General features: G+C 35.1%; 23 protein-coding genes and 1 pseudogene. 15 read left to right on the forward strand and 9 right to left on the reverse strand.

The features are described from left to right. Nucleotides 1–581: 581 nt before the first annotated feature. Nucleotides 582–1,247, reverse strand: a complete 666-nt coding sequence (trmB, locus tag ABWU23_RS05085; RefSeq protein ID WP_253309594.1) for a tRNA (guanosine(46)-N7)-methyltransferase TrmB — start codon at nucleotides 1,245–1,247, stop codon at nucleotides 582–584. Nucleotides 1,248–1,394: 147 nt separating this feature from the next. Between trmB and ABWU23_RS05090 the strand changes: the two genes are divergently transcribed. From ABWU23_RS05090 to ABWU23_RS05100, 3 genes are all read left to right on the forward strand, one after another. Then, nucleotides 1,395–3,047: a 30S ribosomal protein S1 gene (locus ABWU23_RS05090; RefSeq protein WP_264687904.1), complete on the forward strand. Its 1,653-nt coding sequence runs from the start codon at nucleotides 1,395–1,397 to the stop codon at nucleotides 3,045–3,047. A gap of 29 nt (nucleotides 3,048–3,076) precedes the next feature. Further along, on the forward strand, nucleotides 3,077–3,355 hold the full coding sequence (locus ABWU23_RS05095; RefSeq protein ID WP_010963035.1) for an HU family DNA-binding protein: 279 nt from the start codon (nucleotides 3,077–3,079) through the stop codon (nucleotides 3,353–3,355). A gap of 72 nt (nucleotides 3,356–3,427) precedes the next feature. Continuing rightward, complete coding sequence (locus ABWU23_RS05100) at nucleotides 3,428–3,754, forward strand: cell division protein ZapA (protein WP_182183710.1); 327 nt, start codon at nucleotides 3,428–3,430, stop codon at nucleotides 3,752–3,754. Here the strand turns inward: ABWU23_RS05100 and ABWU23_RS05105 are convergent. Then, nucleotides 3,729–4,007: a succinate dehydrogenase assembly factor 2 gene (locus ABWU23_RS05105; RefSeq protein ID WP_182158663.1), complete on the reverse strand. Its 279-nt coding sequence runs from the start codon at nucleotides 4,005–4,007 to the stop codon at nucleotides 3,729–3,731. The genes ABWU23_RS05100 and ABWU23_RS05105 overlap by 26 nt on opposite strands. A gap of 100 nt (nucleotides 4,008–4,107) precedes the next feature. On the opposite strand from ABWU23_RS05105, the gene rseP reads away from it, so the two are divergent. The 9 genes from rseP to surE all read left to right on the forward strand — a co-directional run bounded on the left by rseP (nucleotide 4,108) and on the right by surE (nucleotide 16,505). Then, a complete protein-coding gene (rseP, locus tag ABWU23_RS05110; protein WP_253309598.1) occupies nucleotides 4,108–5,226 on the forward strand; it encodes an RIP metalloprotease RseP in 1,119 nt (372 codons plus the stop codon). A gap of 7 nt (nucleotides 5,227–5,233) precedes the next feature. After that, the gene (gene bamA / locus ABWU23_RS05115) at nucleotides 5,234–7,570 is read left to right on the forward strand and encodes an outer membrane protein assembly factor BamA (RefSeq protein WP_353270891.1); all 2,337 of its coding nucleotides are present in this window, start codon (nucleotides 5,234–5,236) and stop codon (nucleotides 7,568–7,570) included. Beyond that, nucleotides 7,571–8,122 carry an OmpH family outer membrane protein gene (locus ABWU23_RS05120; RefSeq protein ID WP_353270892.1) on the forward strand — a complete coding sequence of 184 codons (552 nt, stop codon included), beginning with the start codon at nucleotides 7,571–7,573 and terminating at the stop codon, nucleotides 8,120–8,122. It begins immediately after the preceding gene. Nucleotides 8,123–8,126: 4 nt separating this feature from the next. Then, nucleotides 8,127–8,567, forward strand: a complete 441-nt coding sequence (gene fabZ / locus ABWU23_RS05125; protein WP_253309601.1) for a 3-hydroxyacyl-ACP dehydratase FabZ — start codon at nucleotides 8,127–8,129, stop codon at nucleotides 8,565–8,567. Nucleotides 8,568–8,596: 29 nt separating this feature from the next. Next, nucleotides 8,597–11,440, forward strand: coding sequence for an FAD-dependent oxidoreductase (locus ABWU23_RS05130; RefSeq protein ID WP_265017471.1), 2,844 nt, complete (start codon nucleotides 8,597–8,599; stop codon nucleotides 11,438–11,440). Between the two features lie 303 nt (nucleotides 11,441–11,743). After that, the gene (locus ABWU23_RS05135; RefSeq protein ID WP_265016690.1) at nucleotides 11,744–13,303 is read left to right on the forward strand and encodes a proton-conducting transporter membrane subunit; all 1,560 of its coding nucleotides are present in this window, start codon (nucleotides 11,744–11,746) and stop codon (nucleotides 13,301–13,303) included. Continuing rightward, nucleotides 13,288–14,631, forward strand: a complete 1,344-nt coding sequence (ffh, locus tag ABWU23_RS05140; protein ID WP_353270893.1) for a signal recognition particle protein — start codon at nucleotides 13,288–13,290, stop codon at nucleotides 14,629–14,631. The genes ABWU23_RS05135 and ffh overlap by 16 nt, the downstream gene beginning before the upstream one ends. Before the next feature lie 891 nt (nucleotides 14,632–15,522). Continuing rightward, nucleotides 15,523–15,696: a hypothetical protein gene (locus ABWU23_RS05150; protein ID WP_353270894.1), complete on the forward strand. Its 174-nt coding sequence runs from the start codon at nucleotides 15,523–15,525 to the stop codon at nucleotides 15,694–15,696. 56 nt (nucleotides 15,697–15,752) lie between these two features. Next, the gene (gene surE, locus ABWU23_RS05155; RefSeq protein ID WP_253309702.1) at nucleotides 15,753–16,505 is read left to right on the forward strand and encodes a 5'/3'-nucleotidase SurE; all 753 of its coding nucleotides are present in this window, start codon (nucleotides 15,753–15,755) and stop codon (nucleotides 16,503–16,505) included. 20 nt (nucleotides 16,506–16,525) lie between these two features. Here surE and hisS read toward each other — a convergent pair whose 3' ends face one another. Together hisS and ABWU23_RS05165 are read right to left on the reverse strand one after the other, a co-directional pair. Further along, a complete protein-coding gene (hisS, locus tag ABWU23_RS05160) occupies nucleotides 16,526–17,752 on the reverse strand; it encodes a histidine--tRNA ligase (RefSeq protein ID WP_253309703.1) in 1,227 nt (408 codons plus the stop codon). Beyond that, on the reverse strand, nucleotides 17,749–18,321 hold the full coding sequence (locus ABWU23_RS05165; RefSeq protein ID WP_353270895.1) for a NifU family protein: 573 nt from the start codon (nucleotides 18,319–18,321) through the stop codon (nucleotides 17,749–17,751). Before ABWU23_RS05165 ends, hisS begins: the two co-directional genes overlap by 4 nt. Nucleotides 18,322–18,488: 167 nt before the next feature. Between ABWU23_RS05165 and ABWU23_RS05170 the strand changes: the two genes are divergently transcribed. The 3 genes from ABWU23_RS05170 (at nucleotide 18,489) to ABWU23_RS05180 (ending at nucleotide 20,813) form a co-directional block, all read left to right on the forward strand. Further along, on the forward strand, nucleotides 18,489–18,740 hold the full coding sequence (locus ABWU23_RS05170; protein ID WP_264329184.1) for a DnaJ domain-containing protein: 252 nt from the start codon (nucleotides 18,489–18,491) through the stop codon (nucleotides 18,738–18,740). Nucleotides 18,741–18,828: 88 nt separating this feature from the next. Beyond that, entirely contained in the window at nucleotides 18,829–20,052 is a 1,224-nt protein-coding gene (locus tag ABWU23_RS05175; protein WP_353270896.1) for a cytochrome b, read from the forward strand. Further along, nucleotides 20,052–20,813 carry a cytochrome c1 gene (locus tag ABWU23_RS05180; RefSeq protein ID WP_406833358.1) on the forward strand — a complete coding sequence of 254 codons (762 nt, stop codon included), beginning with the start codon at nucleotides 20,052–20,054 and terminating at the stop codon, nucleotides 20,811–20,813. The genes ABWU23_RS05175 and ABWU23_RS05180 overlap by 1 nt, the downstream gene beginning before the upstream one ends. A 694-nt stretch (nucleotides 20,814–21,507) precedes the next feature. Here ABWU23_RS05180 and ABWU23_RS05185 read toward each other — a convergent pair. From ABWU23_RS05185 to ABWU23_RS05205, 5 genes and pseudogenes are all read right to left on the reverse strand, one after another. Continuing rightward, nucleotides 21,508–21,642 (reverse strand): hypothetical protein, encoded by a 135-nt coding sequence (locus ABWU23_RS05185; RefSeq protein ID WP_265017381.1) that lies wholly within the window; start codon nucleotides 21,640–21,642, stop codon nucleotides 21,508–21,510. Between the two features lie 133 nt (nucleotides 21,643–21,775). Then, entirely contained in the window at nucleotides 21,776–21,979 is a 204-nt protein-coding gene (locus ABWU23_RS05190; RefSeq protein WP_353270876.1) for a hypothetical protein, read from the reverse strand. A gap of 269 nt (nucleotides 21,980–22,248) precedes the next feature. Next, nucleotides 22,249–23,264 (reverse strand): annotated as a pseudogene (locus ABWU23_RS05195) (IS110 family transposase). 304 nt (nucleotides 23,265–23,568) lie between these two features. Further along, nucleotides 23,569–23,754 (reverse strand): hypothetical protein, encoded by a 186-nt coding sequence (locus ABWU23_RS05200; protein WP_264732356.1) that lies wholly within the window; start codon nucleotides 23,752–23,754, stop codon nucleotides 23,569–23,571. A gap of 243 nt (nucleotides 23,755–23,997) precedes the next feature. Continuing rightward, nucleotides 23,998–24,225, reverse strand: coding sequence for a hypothetical protein (locus ABWU23_RS05205; protein ID WP_353270897.1), 228 nt, complete (start codon nucleotides 24,223–24,225; stop codon nucleotides 23,998–24,000). Between the last annotated feature and the right edge of the window lie 12 nt (nucleotides 24,226–24,237).

Genomic DNA, 24,237 nt, shown 5'->3' on the forward strand with positions numbered 1-24,237 from the left:
CGCCAATACTGAAAGTAGACAATGACTAGGGCTTCTTTTGCCTTTTTTTTGTTTGGTAAATTTCTTAATATTTATAGTTAAACGACAACCGTCATACCGCTACGTGTTAGCGGAATCTATGCCGAGATACCGCGAATGAATCGCGGTATGACGGTTCGTGGCGGCATGACGATAAGCTCGTCATCCCGCTACGTGTTAGCGGGATCTATGCTAAGAGATACCGTGACGGTATGACGGTTCGCGGCGGCATGACGAGAAAGGGGCTACTCGGATGACAACAAAGGGCTACTTGGATGACACCCTCTTGGATGGAAGCCAGTGTCAGCTACTTTCATGACACCATTCTTTTTTCTGGATTCAAGTAGTCAGGGCACTGCCGTCTTGGATGGAAAGGCTGGATCCAAGTAGTCATACCAATGTCTCCTATTTGACTGGTCAACAATGAGAATTGGTATTAGTTTGGGTTATGCAAGAAGTCTATTCCTTCATAAGGAGAAGTAGTTAAAGGAATTTACTCTATTTCTCCCTCTTTTTTTATTATTTTTAATCTATAGTTAACGTAAAAGAGATATGCAAAAACTCTATTGATCCATAGTCTGCAAATTATTAATAACACTTACTTTAAAGAACCTTACTTTACGCTGATCTTTGAGCGCTCTTTTGTGGTATTTTGTAAGAGTATAACTTGTGAAATCGTCTTCCCTATAGATTAAAGAGTTACACTGCTTTATATGTGATGCTATCCACTCTGCATAGTCCTGATGATCGGTTGCAATGAATATTTCCCCTGTTATAAGTATTTTTTTTGCTAATAAATTTAAAAATTCCGTATTAATTAATCGTCTTTTATTGTGACTTCTTTTTGGCCATGGATCTGGAAAGAGAATAAAGAATCTTTCAACACTGTTGTCAGGAAAATTTGCAATCAATTCTCTTGCATCTTCTGTCCATATTAAAATGTTTTTTATGTTTTGTATTTCTATGTTTGTTAGCAAGCGAGAAACCCCCTTTAAGTAGGGCTCACATCCTATAAATAATAGATCAGGTTCATTGAGCACCTGGTAAAGCATATTTTCACCGTTGCCAAAGCCTATTTCTACCCATATTCTTTTTCGTGAATTTACAATCTTCTCTATAGATTCCTTGCTGTTTTGAATAGAATATTTTTCCAATATTTCATCAACATCCGGTTTTAACCTGGACCTTCTGGAGAACGATCTAATCCACTTGCTATTCTTAAATAGCATATTCTTGATACATATATAATTTTCTCACTATATTTTATATAGCTTAAACAATTCTCGAAATGAATTAACGAAAAATTACTTGTCAATAATTATTAATATTATATAATATATTAGTTCTAATAAAGTTTAAATTAAAGGTCACATTGCATGAATAATAATGATCCAGTTGTAAATCTACCGGTTACTATCAGAAAGCTATCATCAAACAAGTTTATAGAAGAGATATGTCAAGGCCAATTTGAGGATCAAGATAATGCCTTGTTTGAAGATTCTTTTGTTAACAAAATTAAAGAAGGAGATGTGGTAGAAGGTGTAATTACAAGAATAAACCCTAACGACGTTGTGGTTGATATTGGTTTAAAGTCTGACGGGAGAATTCTGATCAAGGAACTCGGTTGTAATGATGAGATCATTATTGGCTCGAAAATTAGAGTTTATGTGGAAAGAATTGAAGATTATCATGGTAATGTTGTTCTTAGCCGTGAAAAAGCAATTAGAGACGAGAAATGGAATAAGTTGGAAGAAGATACAGTTACAAGAGCTGAAGTAAGCGGAGTTATTAAACGCTCAATTAAATGTGGTTTTATTGTTGATCTTGGTGACGGAATAAGCGCTTTTTTACCGCTGAGTCATGTGGATTTGAAGCAAGTAAAAGACGCGAAGCACCTTATTGAAACTGAACAAAAGTTCATCGTGCTTAAAATGGATAAGAAGCAAGGTAATATTGTAGTATCAAGAAAGCTGGTGTTAGAAAAATTGCACGCTGGTGAAAAAATTAAATTTTTAGAATCTTTAAATGAAGGCGATATAATAGAAGGAAAAATAAAAAGCATCACTCATTACGGTGTATTTGTCGGTATTCATGAATCAGATGTAGTGGGAGTTATAGATGGATTGCTACATATTACAGATATCTCTTGGAGTAGAGTGAGTCATCCATCTGCAGTTTTTGCTTGTGGCCAGACTATAAAAGTTAAAATTATAAAAATAGATAAGGAAAATGCTAAAATTTCCTTGGGTGTGAAGCAGCTAGAAGATAGCCCTTGGCAAGATGCAGAGTCAAAATATCCAGTTGATAGTGTGCATAAGGGTTATGTAACAAGCATAGAAGATTATGGATTGTTTGTTGAGCTTAGACCTGGAATTGAAGGTTTAGTGCACTCGTCAGAAATAACTTGGGTTAAGAGTAATTTACCAGTTAGTAGTCTTGTAACAAGGGGACAAGAAGTATATGTAAAAATTCTCAGTATTGACATTGCTAAGAGTAGGATGAGTTTAAGCATGAAAAGGTGTGTAGACAACCCTTGGCAAGTATTTATCAAGAAATATCCTCCTGGTTCTATTGTTTCTGGTGAAGTGAAGAATAATACCGGCTCATATGTATCTGTTGCTTTCAATGATTCTGAAATAGATGAGAACGTAGAAGGGACAATATATGTGAAAGATTTAAGTTGGTCTAAAAATAGCTCAGATGAGATAAAGAAGTATAATGTAGGTGATAAAATAGAAGCAAAAGTAATAAGGGCTAACGTGAATCGGGCAAGAATTTATCTTGGAATAAAACAAATAGAGTATGATCCTCTTGAAGAACTGATAAAGAAAGTTAAGGTAGGCGATAAAATACAGGTTATTGTAGGTAAGAGAGAAGATAATGGACTGGTCGTTGAAGTTGAGAACGATGTAACCCTTCTAATAGATCAAGAGCATTTACCGGAAAATAAAAAGTTCTCTATATCAGAAAAAATAGAAGTTGAAGTATTGGGTGTTGAAGAATATAACATAGTATTATCTGCTAAGTGATAAGGTTTACTTATTTTGGCTTCATATAAATGGCAACAAAGTCTGATATAATAGCGAGGGTAGCAAAAAGACATCCTTTTTTAGATAAGATTGTTATAGCAGCTATAGTTGATAGATTTTTTGGGATACTTTCAAGCACATTGAAGCATCATAATAGAGTTGAAATTAGGGGGTTTGGTTCTTTTTCAGTTAGAAGTTATAACTTGAAAGAAACAAGCCATTTAATGTTACAGAAGTTTACAAAGAATCAATACTTTAAAACATATTTTCGTAGCAGTAAAAAATTATCTGATTTGATAAATGAATAAAAATTTATACCATAAATAAGATGAAAGTAGGGGTTTGAGTTTATACTGTACGATAGAAATTTTTAGCACCATATGCAAGTAGTAGAAATAGTTATACGTAATAACACATACAAAATATCTTGCGAAAGTGGGAAAAAGAGCCATTTATTACGTCTTGCTAATAGTTTTGACAAGCTAGTTGGTTCTGTATCTCAAAAAACTGGAGGTAAGGGTTCGGATGCATTAAATTTCTTACTTGCAGCGCTAATTCTTGAGGATAAAATTTTAGAATTAACAAAGCGGTTGGATGAAGCAAATCAAGAGCGCGAAAAGTATAGAAACGAGAAAAGAATAGAATATATTGAGGTACTAGATAAGGTAAATAAGATTATCACTAATCTTGAGTGCATAAAGGATTAGCTTCAATAAAGCAAGCAATTAAATTGACTATCTGACTATTTAAGCCAGGAGGGAGGTTTGTCTTACGAGTTATGTAACAATATAATTCGTAATCATCAAGATCAACTATTTTTTCGTATTCGATTAGTTCGCTCAAGGAAAATTTATCAAGATATTTCAATGCGAAATGCCCTAAAAGTATATCGGTTTCTTTGCAACCCCTATGCCAGCTTCTATACATCAATTTTCTTCTGAGTAGTGAGGTATCTGTCATTACAATTAAACTTTTTTTTAATTTAAAAGTTAAACTAAATACTTGTCAAGCGAGGCGCGTTTTAATATACTTAACATTTGTTTAAGATCTAAATATACAGGTGGAATTAATTTCTAATCTTATTCATCAATTTAGCGATGGAATATATTGTTTTTTGTCATTTGCCTTAATCATTTCTGTTATAGTGTTTGTGCATGAATATGGGCATTATGTTGTTGCCAAAGCATGCAAAGTTAAAGTTGAATCTTTTTCTATAGGTTTTGGTCCTGAAATTTTTGGTTTTAACGATAAGTCTGGAACTAGATGGAAACTAAGCGCTGTTCCATTGGGTGGTTATGTTAAAATGTTAGGGGATACTAATGCAGCGAGTGTCCCAGCTGATCAAAAAGAATTAACTGAAGAAGAAAAGTTGTATTCATTTCATACAAAACCGCGGTATAAAAAAGCAGCAGTGGTTTTTGCAGGACCTTTTGCAAATATGATACTTGCTGTTATAGCTTTTACAATATTTTTTAGCACGGCAGGTTATTACCGCACTCCACCGGTGATTAGGGATGTAATTGAAGGAAGTGCAGCCAAACAAGCTGGCCTATTACCAGGTGACACTATTACACAAATCAATGAACATAAAATAAAATACTTTGAAGATATTTCACGTGTGATAATGTCGCACCCCAAGACGAGAATGGAAATTAAATATAGCAGAAATAATGAGGAGCGTAGAACTAGCCTGACTCCATTGACAATTGAGAGTAGAGATGTTTTTGGCAACATAATAGAAAGAGAAACTATAGGGATTATTTCAGTCAATACATTAAAGCAGTCATCTTTTCTTGGGGCTGTGAGCTTATCAGTAAGTGAAACTTACCACACTATGTGCTTAACGATCAAAGCTATCTTTCAAATTATCGTTGGTAAGAGAAGTGCAAGTGAAATAGGTGGACCAATAAAAATTGCAAAATATTCAGGGCAATCAGCCAAAAAAGGATTTATTATGGTTGTGTATCTCATGGCAATTATTTCAGCTAATTTAGCTGCGATTAACTTGCTACCAATTCCGCTACTGGATGGTGGGCATTTATTTCGTTATATTATAGAAGCAGTTATACGTAGAGATTTAAGTTTGAAATATCAAAAATATGAGGCTACCTTTGGTGCTTTCATTTTGTTCTTGCTGATGGCAATTGCAATTTCGAATGATATTAGGAGTCTTTTTTAAAATAAATATGAAAAAGCTATTTTACATACTAATAGTAATTTTTATCTCCTTTCCCGCTCTACTTGTTGCTTTAGAAAATAAGGAAAAAGTACAGATAAAAGATATCAAATGCATTGGCAATGAGCGAGTAAGCAATCAAACAATAGGGTTTTATATAAAGTTAGAACCTGGTAGCTATGTAGACGACGATGATATAGATTCGATTATAAAAGGTTTATATAAAACAAAGTTGTTTGCTAGTGTTAACGCTTATATCGATGATAAAAAAAATTTAGTAGTAAAAATTCAAGAAAATCCACTAATTAACAAGATAATATTAAAGGGTAATAAATTATTTAACAGCAAAGAGCTGCTAAATAATGTAATTCAATCAAAATCGCTAACTATTTTCACTGAAACAAAATTGCAAAACGATTTAATGAATTTAATCACTACTTATAGAAATAACGGTAAGGTTGGTGTTAACGTTGCATATGAGCTGAATAAGCTTGATAGTAATAGGGTCAATCTAATTTTTAAAATAAAAGAAGGTAAAACCTCTAAAATTAAGGATATAAGATTTATAGGTAACAAAAACTTTTCTGAAAACGAGCTAGAGCAAGCTATTAAAGTGCATAGTAATGACATATTTAGTAAGTTATTTAGAGCCATGTTTAAGGGCGGAACTCATTATTCACCACAATATTTATTGATTAACACAGAATTGCTCGATCGTTTTTATTCGTCTAAGGGATATATTCAAAATAATATTCAACCGATTGTTGAGATTGATAATAACAATCAGATAGAATTGACTTTTTTGATTGACGAAGGACAGCAATATTTGTTTGGAAATAATGAGGTTAATATTGAAACTGAAATTCAGTATTTAAGCCTAAAAGAAGAAATATTGGACTTTATAACAGAGGAAAACGATAAGATATTTAATAGAGTTAAAATTAATAATACAGTAGAAAAAATAAACAAGTATTTAAATGAGAAAGGATATATATTTGCAAAAGTTAATCCAGAGTATGCACAACGTGACAATGTTGTAGATGTGACCTACAGAGTGCTGCCGGGTAAAAAGATTTATATAAATCAAATTACAATTGATGGTAACGATCGCACTTTAGATAAAGTGATCAGAAGTAAGCTAAGTGTAGCAGAAGGTGATGCATACAATATATCTGAGATTCAAAAATCACGTAAAAAACTAATTAGTAGTGATTTTTTTGAAACAGTGAAAGTAAATAGTTACGCAGTTAATGACAATGCAGTAAATCTTGACTTAAATGTTAAAGAAAAAAGAACTGCTTCATTATCTTTAGCAGGAGGTATGTCCTTTCCTGGTGGAGCATTTGTAAAAACTGATTTCACAGATCGTAATTTATTTGGTAGTGGTAAAGAGCTCTCTTTTGCTCTTGAGAAAAATCAATATTCACTTTCTACTAATGTAGAGGTTGTTGAAAATAATTTTAACGATTCTGATACATCACTAGGTGTGGGCGTATTTTATGAAAAACAAGATAAACCACACACTAGCTTCGACAGTTGTGACATGGGATTTTCAACAAAATTATCATACAAAGTTATAGAAAACTTAACTAATTCCATTCGCTACTCTTACAAGTATAACCGTATACATATGGATAATAAGGATGGAAAAGACAATGACATCTCTGATATAATAAAGGGGCAAGAAGGTGAACATCAGATTTCATCAGTAGGATACACATTAGCGTATAATAAACTGGATAACCTCTATACTCCAAAAGAAGGGTATTTACTGCGCTTAAGTCAGGATATTTCAGGATTGGGAGGGAATGTAAACTTCCTAAAATCTGAGTTCTTGTCTTTTTACACGCATCCTATATTAAGTAAAATTGACGATAGCATAATACTACGCTTTAAGATGGCAGCAGGTCATATTTTTTCTTATACCGATGAAGATCTAAACATTGGCCAGCACTTTTTTAAAGGGGGTAATGAGATTAGAGGGTTTGACCTTTCCGGCATTGGACCAAGAGCAGAAGACAAAAATAAAAGCTCATTGGGAGGCAAAACTTATTTTAATTTAACACAGCAAGTAGATTTTCCACTACCAAAACTATATGACTATGCTGGTATCAAAGGCTCATTATTTGTTGACTATGCAACACTTTTTGGCTTAGATGATAAAAATGAGAAATATAAAGATCCATATAATGATAGTAAGCTTATAAGAGTGTCACCAGGTTTTGGCTTTTCAATGCCTTCTCCTTTTGGTAGACTTAGATTAGATTTTGGGTTTCCTTTAGTAAAGGAATCTTATGATATAATACCATCACCAAATGTTAAATTTTCTATTGAAGCGGGGATTTGAATGAAATATATACAGTTATTTATATCAGTTATTGCCTTAATTATTTCCTTATTTGTGGGGTATAAGTTTGCAGGATATCAACCTCAGAACACAAAGGCTGCCATTATTGATAGTGATAAAGTTATCAATGAATCTCTTGCTCTGCGAAACATACAACAACAAATAAAGGAACAGAATTCTAGATTACAACAAGAATTTGAAAGTGAGTTAAAAAAACTTAAGCCATCAAAAGAAGAATTTGAACTTTTGTCAGAAGAAGCAAAAAAGGAAAAGACAGAACAGTTTAATAAGCATACTGTAAATGCTAGAGATGCTTACGCTGAAAAAATGTTGTATTTAGAAGAAAGTTATAGAGATGCAGTAGAGAGTGTTTTTAACAAGATAAAAGAAGTTGCTAAAAAAACGGCAGAAAAAAACAACATAGATTTAGTACTATTTATTTCAAAAAAGAAACAAGTTTTATACTCTATGGATGAAGTTGATTTATCGGATATGGTATTAAACAATATAAACAAGGAAATACCTGAATTTGCTTTAAAAGGCATTGAGTAGGCTTATGCAATTTAATATCAGTGATATTATAAAAATACTACCACATTCTTATCCGTTTCTCTTAGTAGATAGGGTTATAGAGTGTGATCCTGGTAAAAGTATAAAAGCAATCAAAAATGTGACTTTTAATGAGCCATTTTTTATTGGTCATTTCCCTGGTCATCCAATAATGCCAGGAGTCTTGATAATTGAATCGCTAGCTCAAGCATCTGCTATATGTGTTCTTGGTAAAGAAAGTCAAGGTACAATAGAAAACAAAGCTATTTACTTTATGTCTATTGAAAATGCAAAATTCAGAAAGCCAGTCACTCCAGGGGATACACTGATTCTGCAAGCTAATGTTAAAAACGCACGTTTAAGTGCATGTAAATTTGAGTGTATTGCGTGTGTTGGTGAAGAAAAGGTTGCAGAAGCAACGATTTTAGCTATGCTACAAAATACGTAATATACAAAAGACAGTGTGCATACTGTATAATGCAGCTTAATATCTCATTTTCAAATTTATATACTCGCAGTGGATTAATAAAATTGGATGAGACATTTTTGAATTATATTAAATCATGTGATGAAAGCTTGTTTTGTTCATTAATTGAAGCAAGGAAAAATCAGATTGGTGATAGCCAGTTAATAATAGACCTCTCATATTTATTTGACGAGTTTATTGCAAAACTTTTCAACATTGAAAAAGAAATAGAAGAGCTAAAGAAAAAACACAATGACTTTGCTGTGATATATAAATGCAAAAGGTTATTTGTCCAACGCTACGCATTGAAGAAATACATTAATGTGGCGAATATAGATATTACTAACAAACTAAGTCATTTTCTCACTTTGCCAACAACAGAAAAAAATTTTGCCGAGCAGGTGATGCATTGGTTTGAAGATAAAGAAAATCACAAAGAAGAAATAGAACTTGCGGCACAATATGCAGTGTGGAGAGTAAAAAATAAACGGAGTATACTCTTTAGTATCCATAGGAAAATTGACCATGAAAATCTCATACCATTTTCTAAAAAAGAAGTAGACAAAGTTGAAGTGCTGTATTCAAATGAAGTAAAAAGACGATATGGTTTTGATCTAACAAGCAAAAAGGTGAGTTTGAACAAAGCATTAGATAACGCTCACTACTGCATATTCTGTCATAAGCAAAATAAGGACAGCTGCTCAAAGGGGCTAATTAATAACGACAATACTTTTAAACAGTCCCCACTAAAAGTTGAGCTGCATGGCTGTCCACTAGAACAGAAAATATCAGAAATGAATCTGGTGAAAAGCGAAGGTTACAGCATAGCAAGCCTTGCAATTGTGATGATAGATAACCCATTATGTGCGGCTACTGGGCACAGAATATGCAATGACTGCATGAACTCGTGCATATATCAGAAACAAGAACCCGTGAATGTGCCAATGATTGAAACAAGGATTTTGGATGATGTGCTTAGTTTACCGTACGGATTTGAAATATATTCTCTGCTCAGCCGTTGGAATCCTTTAAATTTTCAGCGTTCATTGCCAAGAGAAAACACCGGAAAAAACGTTCTAGTTGTAGGCCTTGGTCCTGCTGGTTTTAATTTAGCTCATCATTTGTTGAATGATGGGCATAACGTTATCGCCATTGATGGACTAAAGATTGAACCTTTAATCGATAATTTCCAGCTAATTAAAGATTTTGAACACGAAAAATTGAGTGAACGCACGGCAGGTGGGTTTGGTGGAGTGGCAGAATATGGCATTACTTCTAGGTGGGATAAAAATTACTTAAAAATTATCAGGTTATTACTAGAAAGACGTGAAAATTTTGCAATTTATGGCGGCATTCGTTTTGGTGGCACAATTACCGTGAAAGATAGCTTCAATCTAGGTTTTGATCACATCGCCTTGGCGCTTGGCTCAGGTAAGCCTCGAATGATAAAAATAAAGAATATGCTAGCTCGTGGAGTGCGTATGGCATCTGACTTTCTTATGTCGTTACAACTGACTGGCGCTCTTAAATTTGATTCTATAGCAAATCTGCAAGTTCGTATGCCGATAGTTGTAATAGGGGCTGGGCTTACTGCAATTGACACTGCTACTGAAGCTTTAGCGTATTATCCAATTCAAGTAGAAAAATTTCTTCTTCGTTACGAGGTATTGGTTGGTAAATATGGAAAAGACTATGTTGAAAAAGATTGGACAGAGGAAGAGCGCGAAATTGCGAATGAGTTTATATCGCACGCACAATTGATCCGAGAAAAGCAAAAGTTAGCAAAAAAAGAGAGTAGAGAAATAAAAATATTAGAGTTAATGCAGAGTTTGGGGGGAGTGAAAGTTGTATATAGAAAAGAGCTAAAAGATTCGCCAAGTTATCGATTAAATAGCGAAGAGGTGCAAAATGCACTGTCAGAAGGGATTTACTTTATTGAAAACTTAGAGCCAGTTGAAGTTGTGACGGATAAATATAATCATGCTGAATCAATAAAACTAATAGACACAAAATCCGGCGAAATCAAATGCATGAAAGCACGTTCTATTTTTATAGCAGCAGGTACTGAGCCAAATACAGTTATTGCAACAGAAGATAAAAAGCATTTTAAATTAAGCAATGGGTATTTTACTCATTTGAATTCATCAGGAAAAGAAATAGATCCAATATTTTCTCCTAAGATGCAGAATAAAGACAGAATATTAGTATATAAGCAAGGCAATAAAACAATTAGCTTTTTTGGTGATCTTCATCCTTCGTATAGCGGCAGCGTCGTGAAAGCTATGGCAAGTGCTAAGAACGGCTACCCTATTATTTCCCAGCTTTTGAATAGAGTTAATAGCTTCGTTTCTGTCACTCCAGCTAGAATCTCGGAGTCATATGCACAATTGTATGAATGTTGTAATGTAAGAGTAACTTTCACCAAAAAAGATGTCATCCAAGTAGCTGACACTGAGATCCAGAAAAAAAATGCGTGGTCAAGCGTTGAAGATCTGGCTAACAAAGAATTTTTCAATAAAATCAAAGAGCAATTCACTGCAAAGGTTATAAAAGTTCAATATTTAACAGACAAAGTTGTGGAAATAGTGATCAAAGCACCACTTGCGGCAAAGAATTTTAAACCTGGACAATTCTTTAGGTTGCAAAATTTTGAAACCAATAGCAGAAAAGCCAATAATACAAACCTTGCTATGGAAGGTATAGCCGTAACCGGCACTGAAGTAGACAAAAAAAAAGGAATTATTTCCACTATTGTGCTTGAAACTGGCGGTTCCACTAATTTATGTAAATGTTTTAAAGAAGGTGAACAAGTAATTCTTATGGGTCCAACTGGAAGCCCAACTGAGGTTTACTAAGTCTGGATATTAAAGTGATGCCAAATTTTATTTCAAAAAGTAAATAATTTACTAACGCTCGTGCACAAATTAAAAATAAATTATGCACGAGTGTAGCATTGTGAATTAAGAATGCTATATTAAAGCTTACCTCACTATTAAAGCTATCGGTCAGATTAGATTAAAAACCTAATCTGACCGGTTTCTCTATAACCCTCTAAACTCTGATATAATTATATGATAATTAGTTTAATTAGTGGTTAATATGCAAATTGATTTTATTCATATATTGAGATAGCATAAACCATATTGGTTTAAATTATTGTGCAACTTTGTAAATCGTCACTGTTACTCCTACTGACTATATTAATAGTTATAGTCCTAAAATTACCTGAAAATTTGAGCATTGCAGTAAATTGGTCTCTCCCAATTCTAGATTTTGATTTATCTTTTCGTATCATACTAATATCTTTTTTATCAGTTGCATTTTTAGCTGTTCTACCAGCACAAAATTTGACTTTTTCAGAGATGCTATCTTTTGCTGCTTACACTATTAGTTCACTTTATGCAGTTTTATCTGAACATATGATATTGGTTATAATATTCTGTGAATTAATGACCGTCAGTGCATTTTTTACTATCGCAGCTGGCTGTAGAGATAGTGGACCTGCAATAAGGTACGCTTGTGTACACTTTTTCGTTGGAGTTATATTAACAGCAGGATTGGCACTGCAAAGTACTAACCTGATAATTTTAGGTTTATTGATAAACTGCGCTTGTTTCCCTTTTTCGTTTTGGGTTGTTGATGCATATCCTGCTGCATCGCTACATGGCACTACATATCTCTCTTTATTTACCACTAAAGTCTCTTTTTTAGTGATGCTTTTACACACTTATAACCTATGGCAAGATTGTACTGAAATATTAGCGCTTGTAGGCGCCATAACTGCAATTTACAGCATTATATTTGCTTCTCTTGAGCAAAATATTCGTAGATTTTTATGCTATAATATTGTAGGACAAATGGGCTTGCTGATTATTGCAGGAGGTTTACTCAGCCCTTCGGAAAAGGCAATACCAATTTTGATACTGCATATAATCTTCTCTCTTGTTTATCAATCATTATTGTTTGTGGTCAGCAATTCGATTATTTCACGAACAAAAACAATTAGTTTTAATGGAGTAGGTAAACTGATGTCAGTGGAAGGCATGTGTGCTATAATCGCAATACTTACAATGGCTGCATTTCCTGGAACCGCTGGATTTATCAGTAAATCATATATCACAGCTGAAATTGAAATGAACACTGTTGCCTTAAAAGGGTATAAAAATTTATATAAGGTTCTAAATTTGCTGCTTCATTTAAGCGTGGGGCTAAAGTTTCTTTATTACTTATTTATTGCAAAAAGTAAGTCAAAACCTTTAGCAGAGAGGGGGAGCAAAATGACTATGATCATTTTAGCATTTATATGCGTAATCACTGGCAATCCTTACTTACCTATTTACAATAAATCTTCGATTTTCGATTTTGTGTACAACACAAAAAATATTTTGTCGCAATTTAATTTGTTATTATGTACCACTTTATTGTTTATTCCTTTACGCAAGTTATTTTACCCGAGAATAAATTTTAAAATGGATGTTGATTGGACTTTTAGAGCTTTCATACCCTATATTGTCTTGCTGTTCAATCAGTTAGTCTCTAAAACTAGAGAAATATTTGCCAGCGTAGTGCAAAACTTGACTAATTCACTTACTAGTTTATACTTTAATAATATTACTAAACTTAAAGAAGTGCTGGGTTATAACTCAGTGAGTTTTGTTTCAGCTTCTTCTCTCTTTTTAATGAGTATTCTACTAACGCTATTATGTTTAAATCGTTAACTGAAAGTTTAAATTCTGTATTTAGTAAACTAAGAGGAAAGTCGATCATTTCTGAAGATGATTTTAATCTTGCCATGCGTGAAATACGCATAGCCTTAATTGAAGCTGACGTTTCACTTGAAGTTGCAAAAAAATTCATCAACGACATTAAAGATAAAGTGATTGGGGAAAAAGTCATAAAAAGTGTTTCTCCAGCACAAATGATAATTAAAATTGTGCAGGATAATTTAGTTGCAGTTCTCGGATCAGAGAAAAGTGACTTAAATCTAGCAGTTAAACCCCCTGCTGTGATTATGATGGTGGGCTTACAAGGTGCAGGTAAAACAACTACCTCAGGAAAGCTTGCTTTAAAGCTAAAAAAGCAAAAGAAAAAAGTGATGCTTGCCTCTTTAGACATTTATAGGCCGGCTGCCCAAAAACAACTTGAGGTGCTGGGTAAACAGATAGACGTACAAACTTTACCTACAGTAATAAATGAGAGGCCTATTGCAATTACAAAAAGGGCACTGGCAGCAGCAAAGAACGATAATTATGATGTATTAATACTAGACACCGCAGGCAGGCTTCATATTGACAATAATATGATGAATGAGTTGAAAGCCGTAAAGGAAATAGCTTCACCTGCAGAAGTTATTTTAGTAGCCGACGCAATGATAGGCCAGGATGCGGTCAACATTGCCAAATCATTCAATGAGGTAATAGGTGTAACCGGCATTATTCTCACCCGCGTTGATGGTGATGCACGTGGTGGTGCTGCTCTTTCTATGAAAATGATCACCGATTGTCCAATTAAATTTATTGCTTGTGGTGAAAAATTAAGTGACCTCGATGATTTTTATCCCGATAGAATTGCAAAAAGGATACTTAGCATGGGTGATGTTGTCTCATTGGTTGAAAAAGCTGCTGAGATTGTTGGTCAGGAAGAAATTGATAAGTTACAAAAGAAAGTAAAAAAGGGTAAATTCGACCTAAACGACCTAGTGGGAATGTTAAAAACTCTGAGTAAAATGGATGGCATTAGCAACATAATGAAATTCATCCCTAGTTCATTCACAAAAAAGCTAAGTAGCAGTGTGCCAGATGACAATAAAGTGAAAAAATATATAGCCATCATAAACTCAATGACCGAAAAAGAAAGGCAAAATCCAGATATTTTAAATGGCAAAAGAAGACTTAGAATTTCTAAGGGGTCCGGAACAAGTGTAACTGAAGTTAATCTTCTGATTAAGCAGTATAATCAAATGAGCTCTGTGGTAAATAAGTTCAGTAAAGTTGACCATAGTAAACTCAAAGAATCTGATTTGATGGATATGCTAAGCAGAAAGTAAGTCAGCAGGTAGTGGAATGAGACGATTGTCAGTAAACCTTTAGCTATATCAAAAGCGGCTTAGGTCTCGCAAAAAAATTTACAGCTTCTTGCTAGCCAAGAAATTTATTATTAATTTTAAGAAATACTATAGCTGATCCAAGCAACATGTCATACCGCGATTCATTCGCGGTATCTCAGCCGCTAACAAGAGATCCCGCTAACAAGCAGCGGGATGACGAATTACTATCTACACCGTCATACCGCCGCGGTATCTCTAGATCCCGCTAACACGTGGCGGGATGACGGGTGTCAGGGTGTCATCCGAGTAGCCTCTTTCTTGTCATCCCAGTGCCCAGACACTGGGATCCAGAAAACTTAATTTTAACCAAGTGGCTGCATAATAAAGACTGGATCCCAGACTGGAATGACACCCTACTTAACCGTCATACCGCGATTCATTCGCGGTATCTCAGCCGCTAACAAGAGATCCCGCTAACACGTAGCGGGATGACGGTTGTCGTTTAGCCATAAATATTTAAGAAATTTACCAAACAAAAAAAAAGGCAAAAGAAGCCCTAGTCATTGTCTATTTTCAGTATTGGCGTTTTTTTATGTTTTAAACGTTTAATAACCGCGACTCAGCTGCTTTTTAATGCAACTAACCTTTAGTCATAAATGTTTAAGAAATTTACTAAGCAGAAAAAAAGGCAAAAGAAACCCCGTGGTAATTAGTGTTCACTCTCTAATCCTGCAAATTGGCGTACTATACTGTCTTAAACGACTTATAAGCGCGTTTCAGCTTATATAGGTAAAAACCTAGAAATATTGTGAAGACATAAGGTGCACATAGTGCAAAAAATTAAAAATAAGATGCCAACTACGTTGTTTTCTTGCTGTTTAATCTGCACAGATGAAGATAACTGAATACCTTCAGTACCATGATAAGGGGGCTGGCGGAGTTTGTCAAGTAGGTTTTTTCGTTTCTATTGTAATGACAGTTATAGCCTGTGCAAGAAATCTATTGATTTACAGCAGGTTCTTTGTTACAGTTCATAGTTATGCAAAGAAACTTAAAGCCTCATGAGTTTATTTACAGCCAGTGATTTACATAATTTGGAACTGTATAGCTGAGTATTGTATATGATAATATTGATAACAAACGATGATGGCTTTGGAAGTGAAGGAATAAAATTACTCAAAGAGATTGCACGGAATTTTGCGTCAGAAATATGGATAGTGGCACCAGATACTGATAGAAGCGGGGCTGCAAGATCTCTTGATTATCCAGTGAAACAATCTATTGGAATAAACCAACATAGTGAAAGGGAATTTAGTGTGTCTGGTACTCCTGCAGATTGTGTCATTATTGCGCTAAATAAAGTTATGAATAAAAAACCAGACTTAATATTGTCCGGAGTAAATATTGGATCAAATGTCGGGGACGATATTTGTTATTCAGGAACAATTGGTGCTGTAATGGAAGGTGCTGCAAGGTCTATACCTTCTATTGCGCTGAGCCAAGTTTATCATGATAAAATAGACTGGCACAATACAAAGGTTTTTGCACCAAAGGTTATTGCCAAGCTAGTTAAGGTTGGTTGGCCTAAAAACATAGTGATGAGTGTAAATTTTCCTGCTACGGAAAAAGTAAAAGGAGTAGAATTTGCTGAACAAGGTGAATATAACATTGATGGGGATTTAACTTTTACTGAAAATTCGAATGGCTTTTTTAGCTTAAATTGGTCTCGAGAGCACTCAGGCAGTGGTAGTGTAAATAAAATAAAAGAAGGATTTATTACTATCACACCAGTAAAATTAGATTTTACAGATTATGATACATTGAATGCTATGAAAAATTCTTGTGCAGACGAATTTTCTTCTATAGCTGACTAAGAAAAACATTTGCATTGCTCTTAATTGATGTTTTCTATTGTGTTATCGCGAGCAATTATTTTTTCTTCACCTGTATCCATGTTTTTGATCTTTAAAGTTTTACTACTCAATTCTTCATCGCCAAAGATTAAAGCAGCTTTAGCATTTGCTTGATTTGCTTTTTTCATTCGGTTTTTAAGTGCTCCGCTATATTCGTAGACTACATATAAACCATTTCTGCGCAATTCATTCGCAAGTGTTAGAGCATGTTCATCAGCCTCTCTGCCGATCGGAATTAGGTAAATAGGTCGCTCTTCTTTCGGAGAATAATTGATTAACTCCATTATGCGTTCAATACCTCCTGCAAATCCTATCGCTGGAGTGTGTTTTCCACCTACTGAAGATACTAAATTATCGTATCTCCCACCGGCAAAAACTGCCCCTTGTGCACCTAAATCTTCTGTGACAAATTCAAATACTGTGTGACAATAATAGTCTAGACCTCGAACTAATTTGCTATTTACAGTGTAAGGTATGCCAAGAGCTTGCAGTCCATTTAACACCTGGTCAAAGAAATATGAAGATTCTTTTGTATAGTGATCACTGATTTTAGGCGCATCAGAAATTATTAATCTATCTTTCTCATCCTTAGAATCCAGTATTCTGAGTGGATTTTTGATCAACCTATTTTTGCTATCTTCTGATAGATCGTTTTGATACTTTGTAAAGTATAAGATCAAAGCTTCTCTATACTTAGTTATTGTTTCACTATCACCTAAAGAGTTGATTTCCAGCTTTACATTTTTATTGATGCTAAATTCAGTTAGTAAGTGCTGAGCGAGTGATATCAATTCAACATCGGCTTTTGAATCTTCTACACCAAAAACCTCAAAATTTATCTGATGAAATTGCCTCTGTCTTCCCTTTTGCGGTCTTTCGTAACGAAATGCAGGCCCTGTTGAAAATAATTTTATCGGCGTTTGCAGTTTTTTTTCAATTAATAGCCTAACAACCGCTGCAGTGAACTCAGGACGTAAAGTTATGCTCTTTCCCCCTTTATCATTAAAGGTGTACATCTCTTTAGTGATGATGTCTGAGCTATCACCTAAAGTCTTTGTGAAAACTTCCGTATATTCAAATATCGGAGTTTGAGCAGGCAAAAAGCCATATAGACTTGAGATTCTGCTTGTTGTTTGCTCTATGTGTTTAAACTTGTACCATTCATCAAACAGGAGATCTTTTGTTCCTCTAACCGTTTGATTAGTCATAGTGTGGTCTCTATACCTGCAACCTCTGGTATGTGGTAGCTCAGCATATTCTGCACTCCTTGCTTTAAAGTAATTGCAGCACTTGGGCATCCAGAGCAAGCTCCTTGTAACTCAACATAGACTATCCCGTCTTTATAGCCACGAAATTTGATATCGCCACCATCTTGAGCAACTGCAGGTTTGATATAACTTTCCATCAATTCTTTTATTCTATTTACAATTTCTATATCATTTTTATCAAAAAATTCTTCATCCGGTATATTATTATCATTTACTCCTTCTTTATCTAGTGCTCTTCCACCTGAAGTAAAGTGATACATGATTGTAGTTAAAATTTCTACTTTTAATGTATCCCAATTAATTCCACCCAATTTTGTTACTGAAATAAAATCATGACCAAAAAACACTCTTACCACATGTTCTATTTGAAAAAGATTTGCTGCTAGCTTAGAGTTTTTTATTTCATCTGCATTTGAAAAATCAGCCGTTTCTCCTTCGTTTAGAATTGCAAATCCAGGGAGAAATTTCAGTGTGTTTGGATTTGGTGTTTCTTCAATCTGGATGAACATGTTATTTACCATGACAATTATAATTGTTACTATTTAATCATAAAATGATAAAAAAATATACATGTCATTCATCTTTTTTCTTTTTTTAGTATTCATAGTAGTTACATTTGTTTTGCCTAGCGTTGTTGTATTTTTTCTTTTCCTGACAAAAAAATAACATAAGTTTCATGATGAACTCTATATTGAGTAAGTTTTTGAACGAATTTAATAGCAGTAGAAGTTATACTGAAAATTACACTGGTGATAACATGTCCAAAGATGAGGCATTAAAGATACTGGGGCTGAATCCTGAGGCAAGTCAAAATGAAATTAATAAAGCATATCAAAATTTAATGAAATTAGTTCATCCAGATAAAGGAGGCTCAGAGTATTTTGCACAGAAATTAAATGCGGCACGTGATAGGTTGCTGAAGAGGTAGTAATTAATATCGCTTTAAACTTTTTATTTGTGTGTAAAGGATAAGTTGCTACAATAAAACGAGTTAAAGGTAGAGAAAGCTTTAAGTTATGCAGAAAAAAAAAACAACGATAGAAGAAGAAAAAGGCATATTAGGGTGGATAGAATATAGATTGCCTATATTTTCTTTTTTGAAACACACTGCTTTTTACCAAGTGCCAAAAAACTTAAATTATGCTTGGAACTTTGGCTCTTTGGCTGGTATAGCGCTAATTTTACAAATAATAACAGGTATATTTCTTGCTATGCACTACACTCCGCATGTTGATTATGCGTTTAATAGTGTAGAGCGCATAATGCGAGATGTGAATTACGGGTGGTTAATACGCTACACTCACGCTGTTGGAGCATCGCTCTTCTTTATGGTAGTCTATGTTCATATAATGCGTGGATTATATTACGGATCTTACAAGAGGCCACGAGAGATGGTGTGGTTTGTTGGTATATTTATATTTTTTGCAATGATGGCAACTGCCTTTATGGGATATGTATTGCCTTGGGGACAAATGAGTTTCTGGGGTGCAACAGTCATAACCAACTTATTTTCAGCTATACCTTTAATTGGCAATAAAATAGTTATATGGTTGTGGGGTGGTTTTTCCGTTGATAATCCAACACTTAACCGTTTTTTTGCTCTGCATTATCTTCTGCCTTTCATTATTATTGCTTTAGCTATGCTTCATGTGATAGCTCTGCATAGGTTTGGCTCTGGTAACCCAAGTGGAGTGGAGGTAAAATCAGATAAGGATACCATTCCTCTCTATCCTTATTATATAGTCAAGGATTGCATAACTTTTGGTCTGTTTTTTGTAGTTTTGTTTGCATTTGTTTTCTATGCTCCTAATTATCTTGGACATCCAGACAATTATATAGAAGCTGATTCTATGGTCACTCCGGTACATATAGTGCCAGAGTGGTACTTTTTACCTTTTTATGCAATGCTACGTTCAATTCCAGATAAACTTACTGGTGTGCTTACCATGTTTGCGTCTATTTTAGTTTGGTTTTTGTTACCTTGGCTTGATAAATCAAAAGTTAAAAGTGGTGCTTATCGCCCAGTGTTCAAAAAATTTTTTTGGGTTTTCGCAATAAATTTTGCACTTCTTGCCTGGCTTGGAGGACAAGAGGTGAAAGAGCCTTACATCACTATGAGTAGGCTATCCACTCTTTATTATTTTGCATATTTTGTAATAATTTTACCACTGCTTAGTAAATATGAAAAGCCAAAAGAACCACCAAAAACCTTAAGTGATTCTGTGCCGGAGATGAAGTAATGCTGATGAGAAGTATGTTAGCTATACTTTGCATATTGTTTTTTGCTAATTTTGTGTATGCAGAAGAATTCAAGCCATCACCAAATAAAAAAATGGACTGGAAATTTGATGGAATTACCGGATCTTTCGATAGAGAGTCAATTCAACGAGGCTATAAAGTGTATAAAGAAGTCTGTGCTGCTTGTCATTCAATGAATAGGATAGCATTTCGTAATTTGCAAGATGTTGGTTTTTCTGAAGAAGATATAAAACAGATTGCAGCTTCTTATCAAGTTAAAGATGGTCCGAACGATTTGGGTGAAATGTTCGATAGACCTGGAGTACCTTCGGATTATTTTATTGCACCTTTTGATACAAAAGAAGCAGCTGCAGCAAGCAATAATGGTGCAGTTCCACCAGACTTATCGTTAATTATTAAAGCAAGGCATGATGGTGCAAATTATGTCTATTCACTGTTAACAGGCTATCAAAACGGCGAGCACGATGAAAATGATTTATACTTCAACCCTTACTTTTCAACAGGCAGGTTAGCTATGGCGCCACCACTTTCTGAAGGAATGGTGGAATATGATGGTGCAAGACAAGCCACAGTTGAAAATATGGCGTATGATGTGATAAATTTTTTACAATGGGCAGCAGAGCCAGAATTAGAGCGCCGGCATAAACTTGGATTAAAAGTAGTGGCGTATTTTATAATTTTAACAGTGTTTTTTGTATTAACTAACAATAGAATTTGGAGCAAGCTCTATAAAAAGAAGTGATAGTCAATTTTGCCTCAAATACAATGGTTGTCATCCAAGTAGCTAACACTGGTTCCTTTATGACGGCAGTGCCCAGAGGTGTCATGCAAGTAGCTGACAACATAGAAACGAAAAACTTACTTGACAAACTCCGCCAGCCCCCTTATCATAACACTGAAGCTATTTATTTATCTTCGCAATCTCTACAGTGGATTAATGACAAAAAAACTTAATGTATTTGGCGTAAATCATGCTTAATTTTTTGCACTATGTGCACCTCATGTCTTTATAAAACTTTAGGTTTCTACCTATACAAGCCGAAACGCGCTTATAAAGCGTTTAAGACAGCAAAAAACGTCAAATAGACAAGGGAGAATTTGAATACTAGCTACCCTGGGGTTTCTTTGCCTTTTTTCCTGCTTGGTAAATTTCTTAAACACTTGCGGTGTAGGTTAGTTGCAAGTTAAAAGCAGCTAAATCGCTCTTAATCAAGCGTTTTAGAATAAAAAAAACGCCGATATTTTAGTACATAGTGAATAGCCAACCACCATGGGGCTTCTTTTGCCTTTTTTTTCGTTTGGTAAATTTCTTAAATATTTATAGCTAAACGACAATCTTCATCTCGCTGCTTGTTAGCGGGATCTATGTTAAGAGATACCGCGAATGAATCGCGGTATGACGTAGGACTGCTGTCATTCCAGTGCTCCTTTTTTTGTCATCCCAGTGCTTGACACTGGGATCCAGTTTTCCATATAATCTCATCGAAAATGTTGTAACCACTTTCTATGCTAGTTTGCTTGCTTACAAGCAAACTTTTCTGGATCCCAGTGTCGGGGCACTGGGATGACAAAAAAGGGACTACTCGGATGACAAAAAAAGAGCACTGGGATGACAGGAAAAGGGGCTACTCGGATAACAAGAAAGAGGCTACTCGGATGACACCCTGACAACCGTCATCCCGCTGCTTGTTAGCGGGATCTATGTTAAGAGATACCGCGAATGAATCGCGGTATGACGTAGGAATGAATCGCGGTATGACGTAGGACTGCTGTCATCCCAGTGCCCAGACACTGGGATCCAGTTTTCCATATAATCTCATCGAAAATGTTGTAACCACTTTCTATGCTAGTTTGCTTGCCTACAAGCAAACTTTTCTGGATCCCAGTGTCGGGGCACTGGGATGACAAAAAAAGAGCACTGGGATGACAGGAGATACCGTCTTGTTAGTCAACAAAAAAATTATAAAATTTCCCAAGTTGCATCATAAAATCAAAAAATACTTCCAATTGTGTAACAGTACACAGATTATAGTTAGTGGATATGTTGATAAGTAAATTAGTTTTATACGCACAAAACAGATGAAATTTACTTATCAACATATCCACTAACCAACAACATTCAATAAATTTGTGTAAGATACCACTTTACATAAGATAGATAGGAAGCATTTTTGATTTTAAAGTACTAAACCTTCAGTCAACCTCCTAGCCCTGTAGTTTTTGATATGGTTAGGATCAAAAGCACTTTTGGATGTCAGAATACCGAAAATGATATGGAGTAGCTTACGCATTGCAGCACCAACGATGGCCATATTATGCTTACCCTTTTCCTTTAATCTTTGGCAAAAGCTCATAATGATAGGATTGTGATTCTTAGCTACTATGGCAGGAAAGAAAAGTGCCTTACGTAATGTTTGTGAACCGGATTTACTTAATCTGGGTTTGGCATATACAGAGGAACCTGACGTCATATTTCGTGGTATAACTCCTGTATATGCTGCCAATTGCCTGGCATCTCTAAAAACCTCTATATCAGAAACTTCAGCTAAAATAGCTATTGCTGATTCTTCTCCTATGCCTGGAATAGTCAATAGAAGTTGAAAATTTTCCAACAATTCTTTGTGTTGATTTAATAGTTCACGTACGGAGTTTTTTATTGTTTCTATTTTTTGAGCTATATTCATTGCAAGGTCTTCCCAAGCATTTGCAACTTCTTTAGGCAGTCTCTCTTTTTTTTCTAAGTGGTTATTTACTAATGTTAACTCATCTTTTAACGCAACTGAGCAACGATAAAGATGTTTTAATTTTTTCATTTCAGGAGAAGGTGGTGTCCAACTAGAAGGTTCCTGTCTTTGGCAATAATCAGCAATAACTTCTGCATCGGTCTGATCATTCTTTTGTCGTATCAGCTTACTCCTTGCATAAGATTTTATGCAATAAGGATTTACAACACTTACAAAATGTCCAGCATTGTGTAGAAATTCAGCCAGTGCTTCGCTATAACAACCAGTAGATTCCATGCAGGTTTTTACTTTTTCTACATTATGTTTGTGTAGAAAATTCAGTAGACTTTGAAACCATCGTTCTTAAAGCTTCTTTTTCTAGTTTCACGCTTTCCTTTTTTGCTTATAAATGAGAGAAAAACATCAAAGCGATCTTTTGATATATCTATGCCCAAAAAGTTGTTGATCATATATAACCCCATACGTTACCATTAAAAATGAAAAGTAAGGCTAGTCTTGTGAATACAGAATTAGAACCATTCAGGTCTTTCTACGATACCGTCCAGCCTATACTTTTGAGAAGGGAATTCTTATCTCCTCTACAGATTTTATATCTAAGAAGAAGCACAGAGTTCCTCCCTTCTCCACCTAATGCTTAAGCTTAAAACATTAGATGCTTTTGACAAGATACAAGAAAGGGCTACTCGGATAACAAGAAAGAGGCTACTCGGATGACACCCTGACAACCGTCATCCCGCTGCTTGTTAGCGGGATCTATGTTAAGAGATACCGCGAATGAATCGCGGTATGACGTAGGACTGCTGTCATCCCAGTTCCCAGACACTGGGATCCAGTTTTCCATATAATCTCATCGAAAATGTTGTAACCACTTTCTATGCTAGTTTGCTTGCTTACAAGCAAACTTTTCTGGATCCCAGTGTCGGGGCACTGGGATGACAAAAAAGGGGCTACTCGGATGACAAAAAAAGAGCACTGGGATGACAGGAGAAGGGGCTACTCGGATAACAAAAAAGAGGCTACTCGGATAACAAAAAAGAGGCTACTCGGATAACAAAAAAGAGGCTACTCGGATAACAAAAAAGAGGCTACTCGGATAACAAAAAAGAGGCTACTCGGATAACAAAAAAGAGGCTACTCGGATGACACCCTGACAACCGTCATCCCGCTGCTTGTTAGCGGGATCTATGTTAAGAGATACCGCGAATGAATCGCGGTATGACGTAGGACTGCTGTCATCCCAGTTCCCAGACACTGGGATCCAGTTTTCCATATAATCTCATCGAAAATGTTGTAACCACTTTCTATGCTAGTTTGCTTGTAAGCAAGCAAACTTTTCTGGATCCCAGTGTCGGGGCACTGGGATGACAGCATAGGGGCACTGGGATGACAGGAGAAGGAGGCTACTTGCATGACACCATTCTT

The sequence above is a fragment of the Wolbachia endosymbiont (group A) of Hedychridium roseum genome (assembly GCF_964028325.1).
GTDB lineage: Bacteria > Pseudomonadota > Alphaproteobacteria > Rickettsiales > Anaplasmataceae > Wolbachia.

Bases quoted from the DNA above. Each gene is read 5' to 3' on its own strand.
- ABWU23_RS05205 (WP_353270897.1), bottom strand. From the start codon at position 24,225: ATGCAAGTAGCCTCCTTCTCCTGTCATCCCAGTGCCCCTATGCTGTCA.
- ABWU23_RS05120 (WP_353270892.1), top strand. From the start codon at position 7,571: ATGAAATATATACAGTTATTTATATCAGTTATTGCCTTAATTATTTCC.
- ABWU23_RS05180 (WP_406833358.1), top strand. From the start codon at position 20,052: ATGCTGATGAGAAGTATGTTAGCTATACTTTGCATATTGTTTTTTGCT.
- trmB (WP_253309594.1), bottom strand. From the start codon at position 1,247: ATGCTATTTAAGAATAGCAAGTGGATTAGATCGTTCTCCAGAAGGTCC.
- ABWU23_RS05130 (WP_265017471.1), top strand. From the start codon at position 8,597: ATGCAGCTTAATATCTCATTTTCAAATTTATATACTCGCAGTGGATTA.
- bamA (WP_353270891.1), top strand. From the start codon at position 5,234: ATGAAAAAGCTATTTTACATACTAATAGTAATTTTTATCTCCTTTCCC.
- ABWU23_RS05175 (WP_353270896.1), top strand. From the start codon at position 18,829: ATGCAGAAAAAAAAAACAACGATAGAAGAAGAAAAAGGCATATTAGGG.
- ffh (WP_353270893.1), top strand. From the start codon at position 13,288: ATGTTTAAATCGTTAACTGAAAGTTTAAATTCTGTATTTAGTAAACTA.
- ABWU23_RS05090 (WP_264687904.1), top strand. From the start codon at position 1,395: ATGAATAATAATGATCCAGTTGTAAATCTACCGGTTACTATCAGAAAG.
- ABWU23_RS05095 (WP_010963035.1), top strand. From the start codon at position 3,077: ATGGCAACAAAGTCTGATATAATAGCGAGGGTAGCAAAAAGACATCCT.
- ABWU23_RS05105 (WP_182158663.1), bottom strand. From the start codon at position 4,007: ATGACAGATACCTCACTACTCAGAAGAAAATTGATGTATAGAAGCTGG.
- ABWU23_RS05165 (WP_353270895.1), bottom strand. From the start codon at position 18,321: ATGTTCATCCAGATTGAAGAAACACCAAATCCAAACACACTGAAATTT.
- ABWU23_RS05100 (WP_182183710.1), top strand. From the start codon at position 3,428: ATGCAAGTAGTAGAAATAGTTATACGTAATAACACATACAAAATATCT.
- fabZ (WP_253309601.1), top strand. From the start codon at position 8,127: ATGCAATTTAATATCAGTGATATTATAAAAATACTACCACATTCTTAT.
- ABWU23_RS05150 (WP_353270894.1), top strand. From the start codon at position 15,523: ATGAAGATAACTGAATACCTTCAGTACCATGATAAGGGGGCTGGCGGA.
- surE (WP_253309702.1), top strand. From the start codon at position 15,753: ATGATAATATTGATAACAAACGATGATGGCTTTGGAAGTGAAGGAATA.
- ABWU23_RS05170 (WP_264329184.1), top strand. From the start codon at position 18,489: ATGATGAACTCTATATTGAGTAAGTTTTTGAACGAATTTAATAGCAGT.
- hisS (WP_253309703.1), bottom strand. From the start codon at position 17,752: ATGACTAATCAAACGGTTAGAGGAACAAAAGATCTCCTGTTTGATGAA.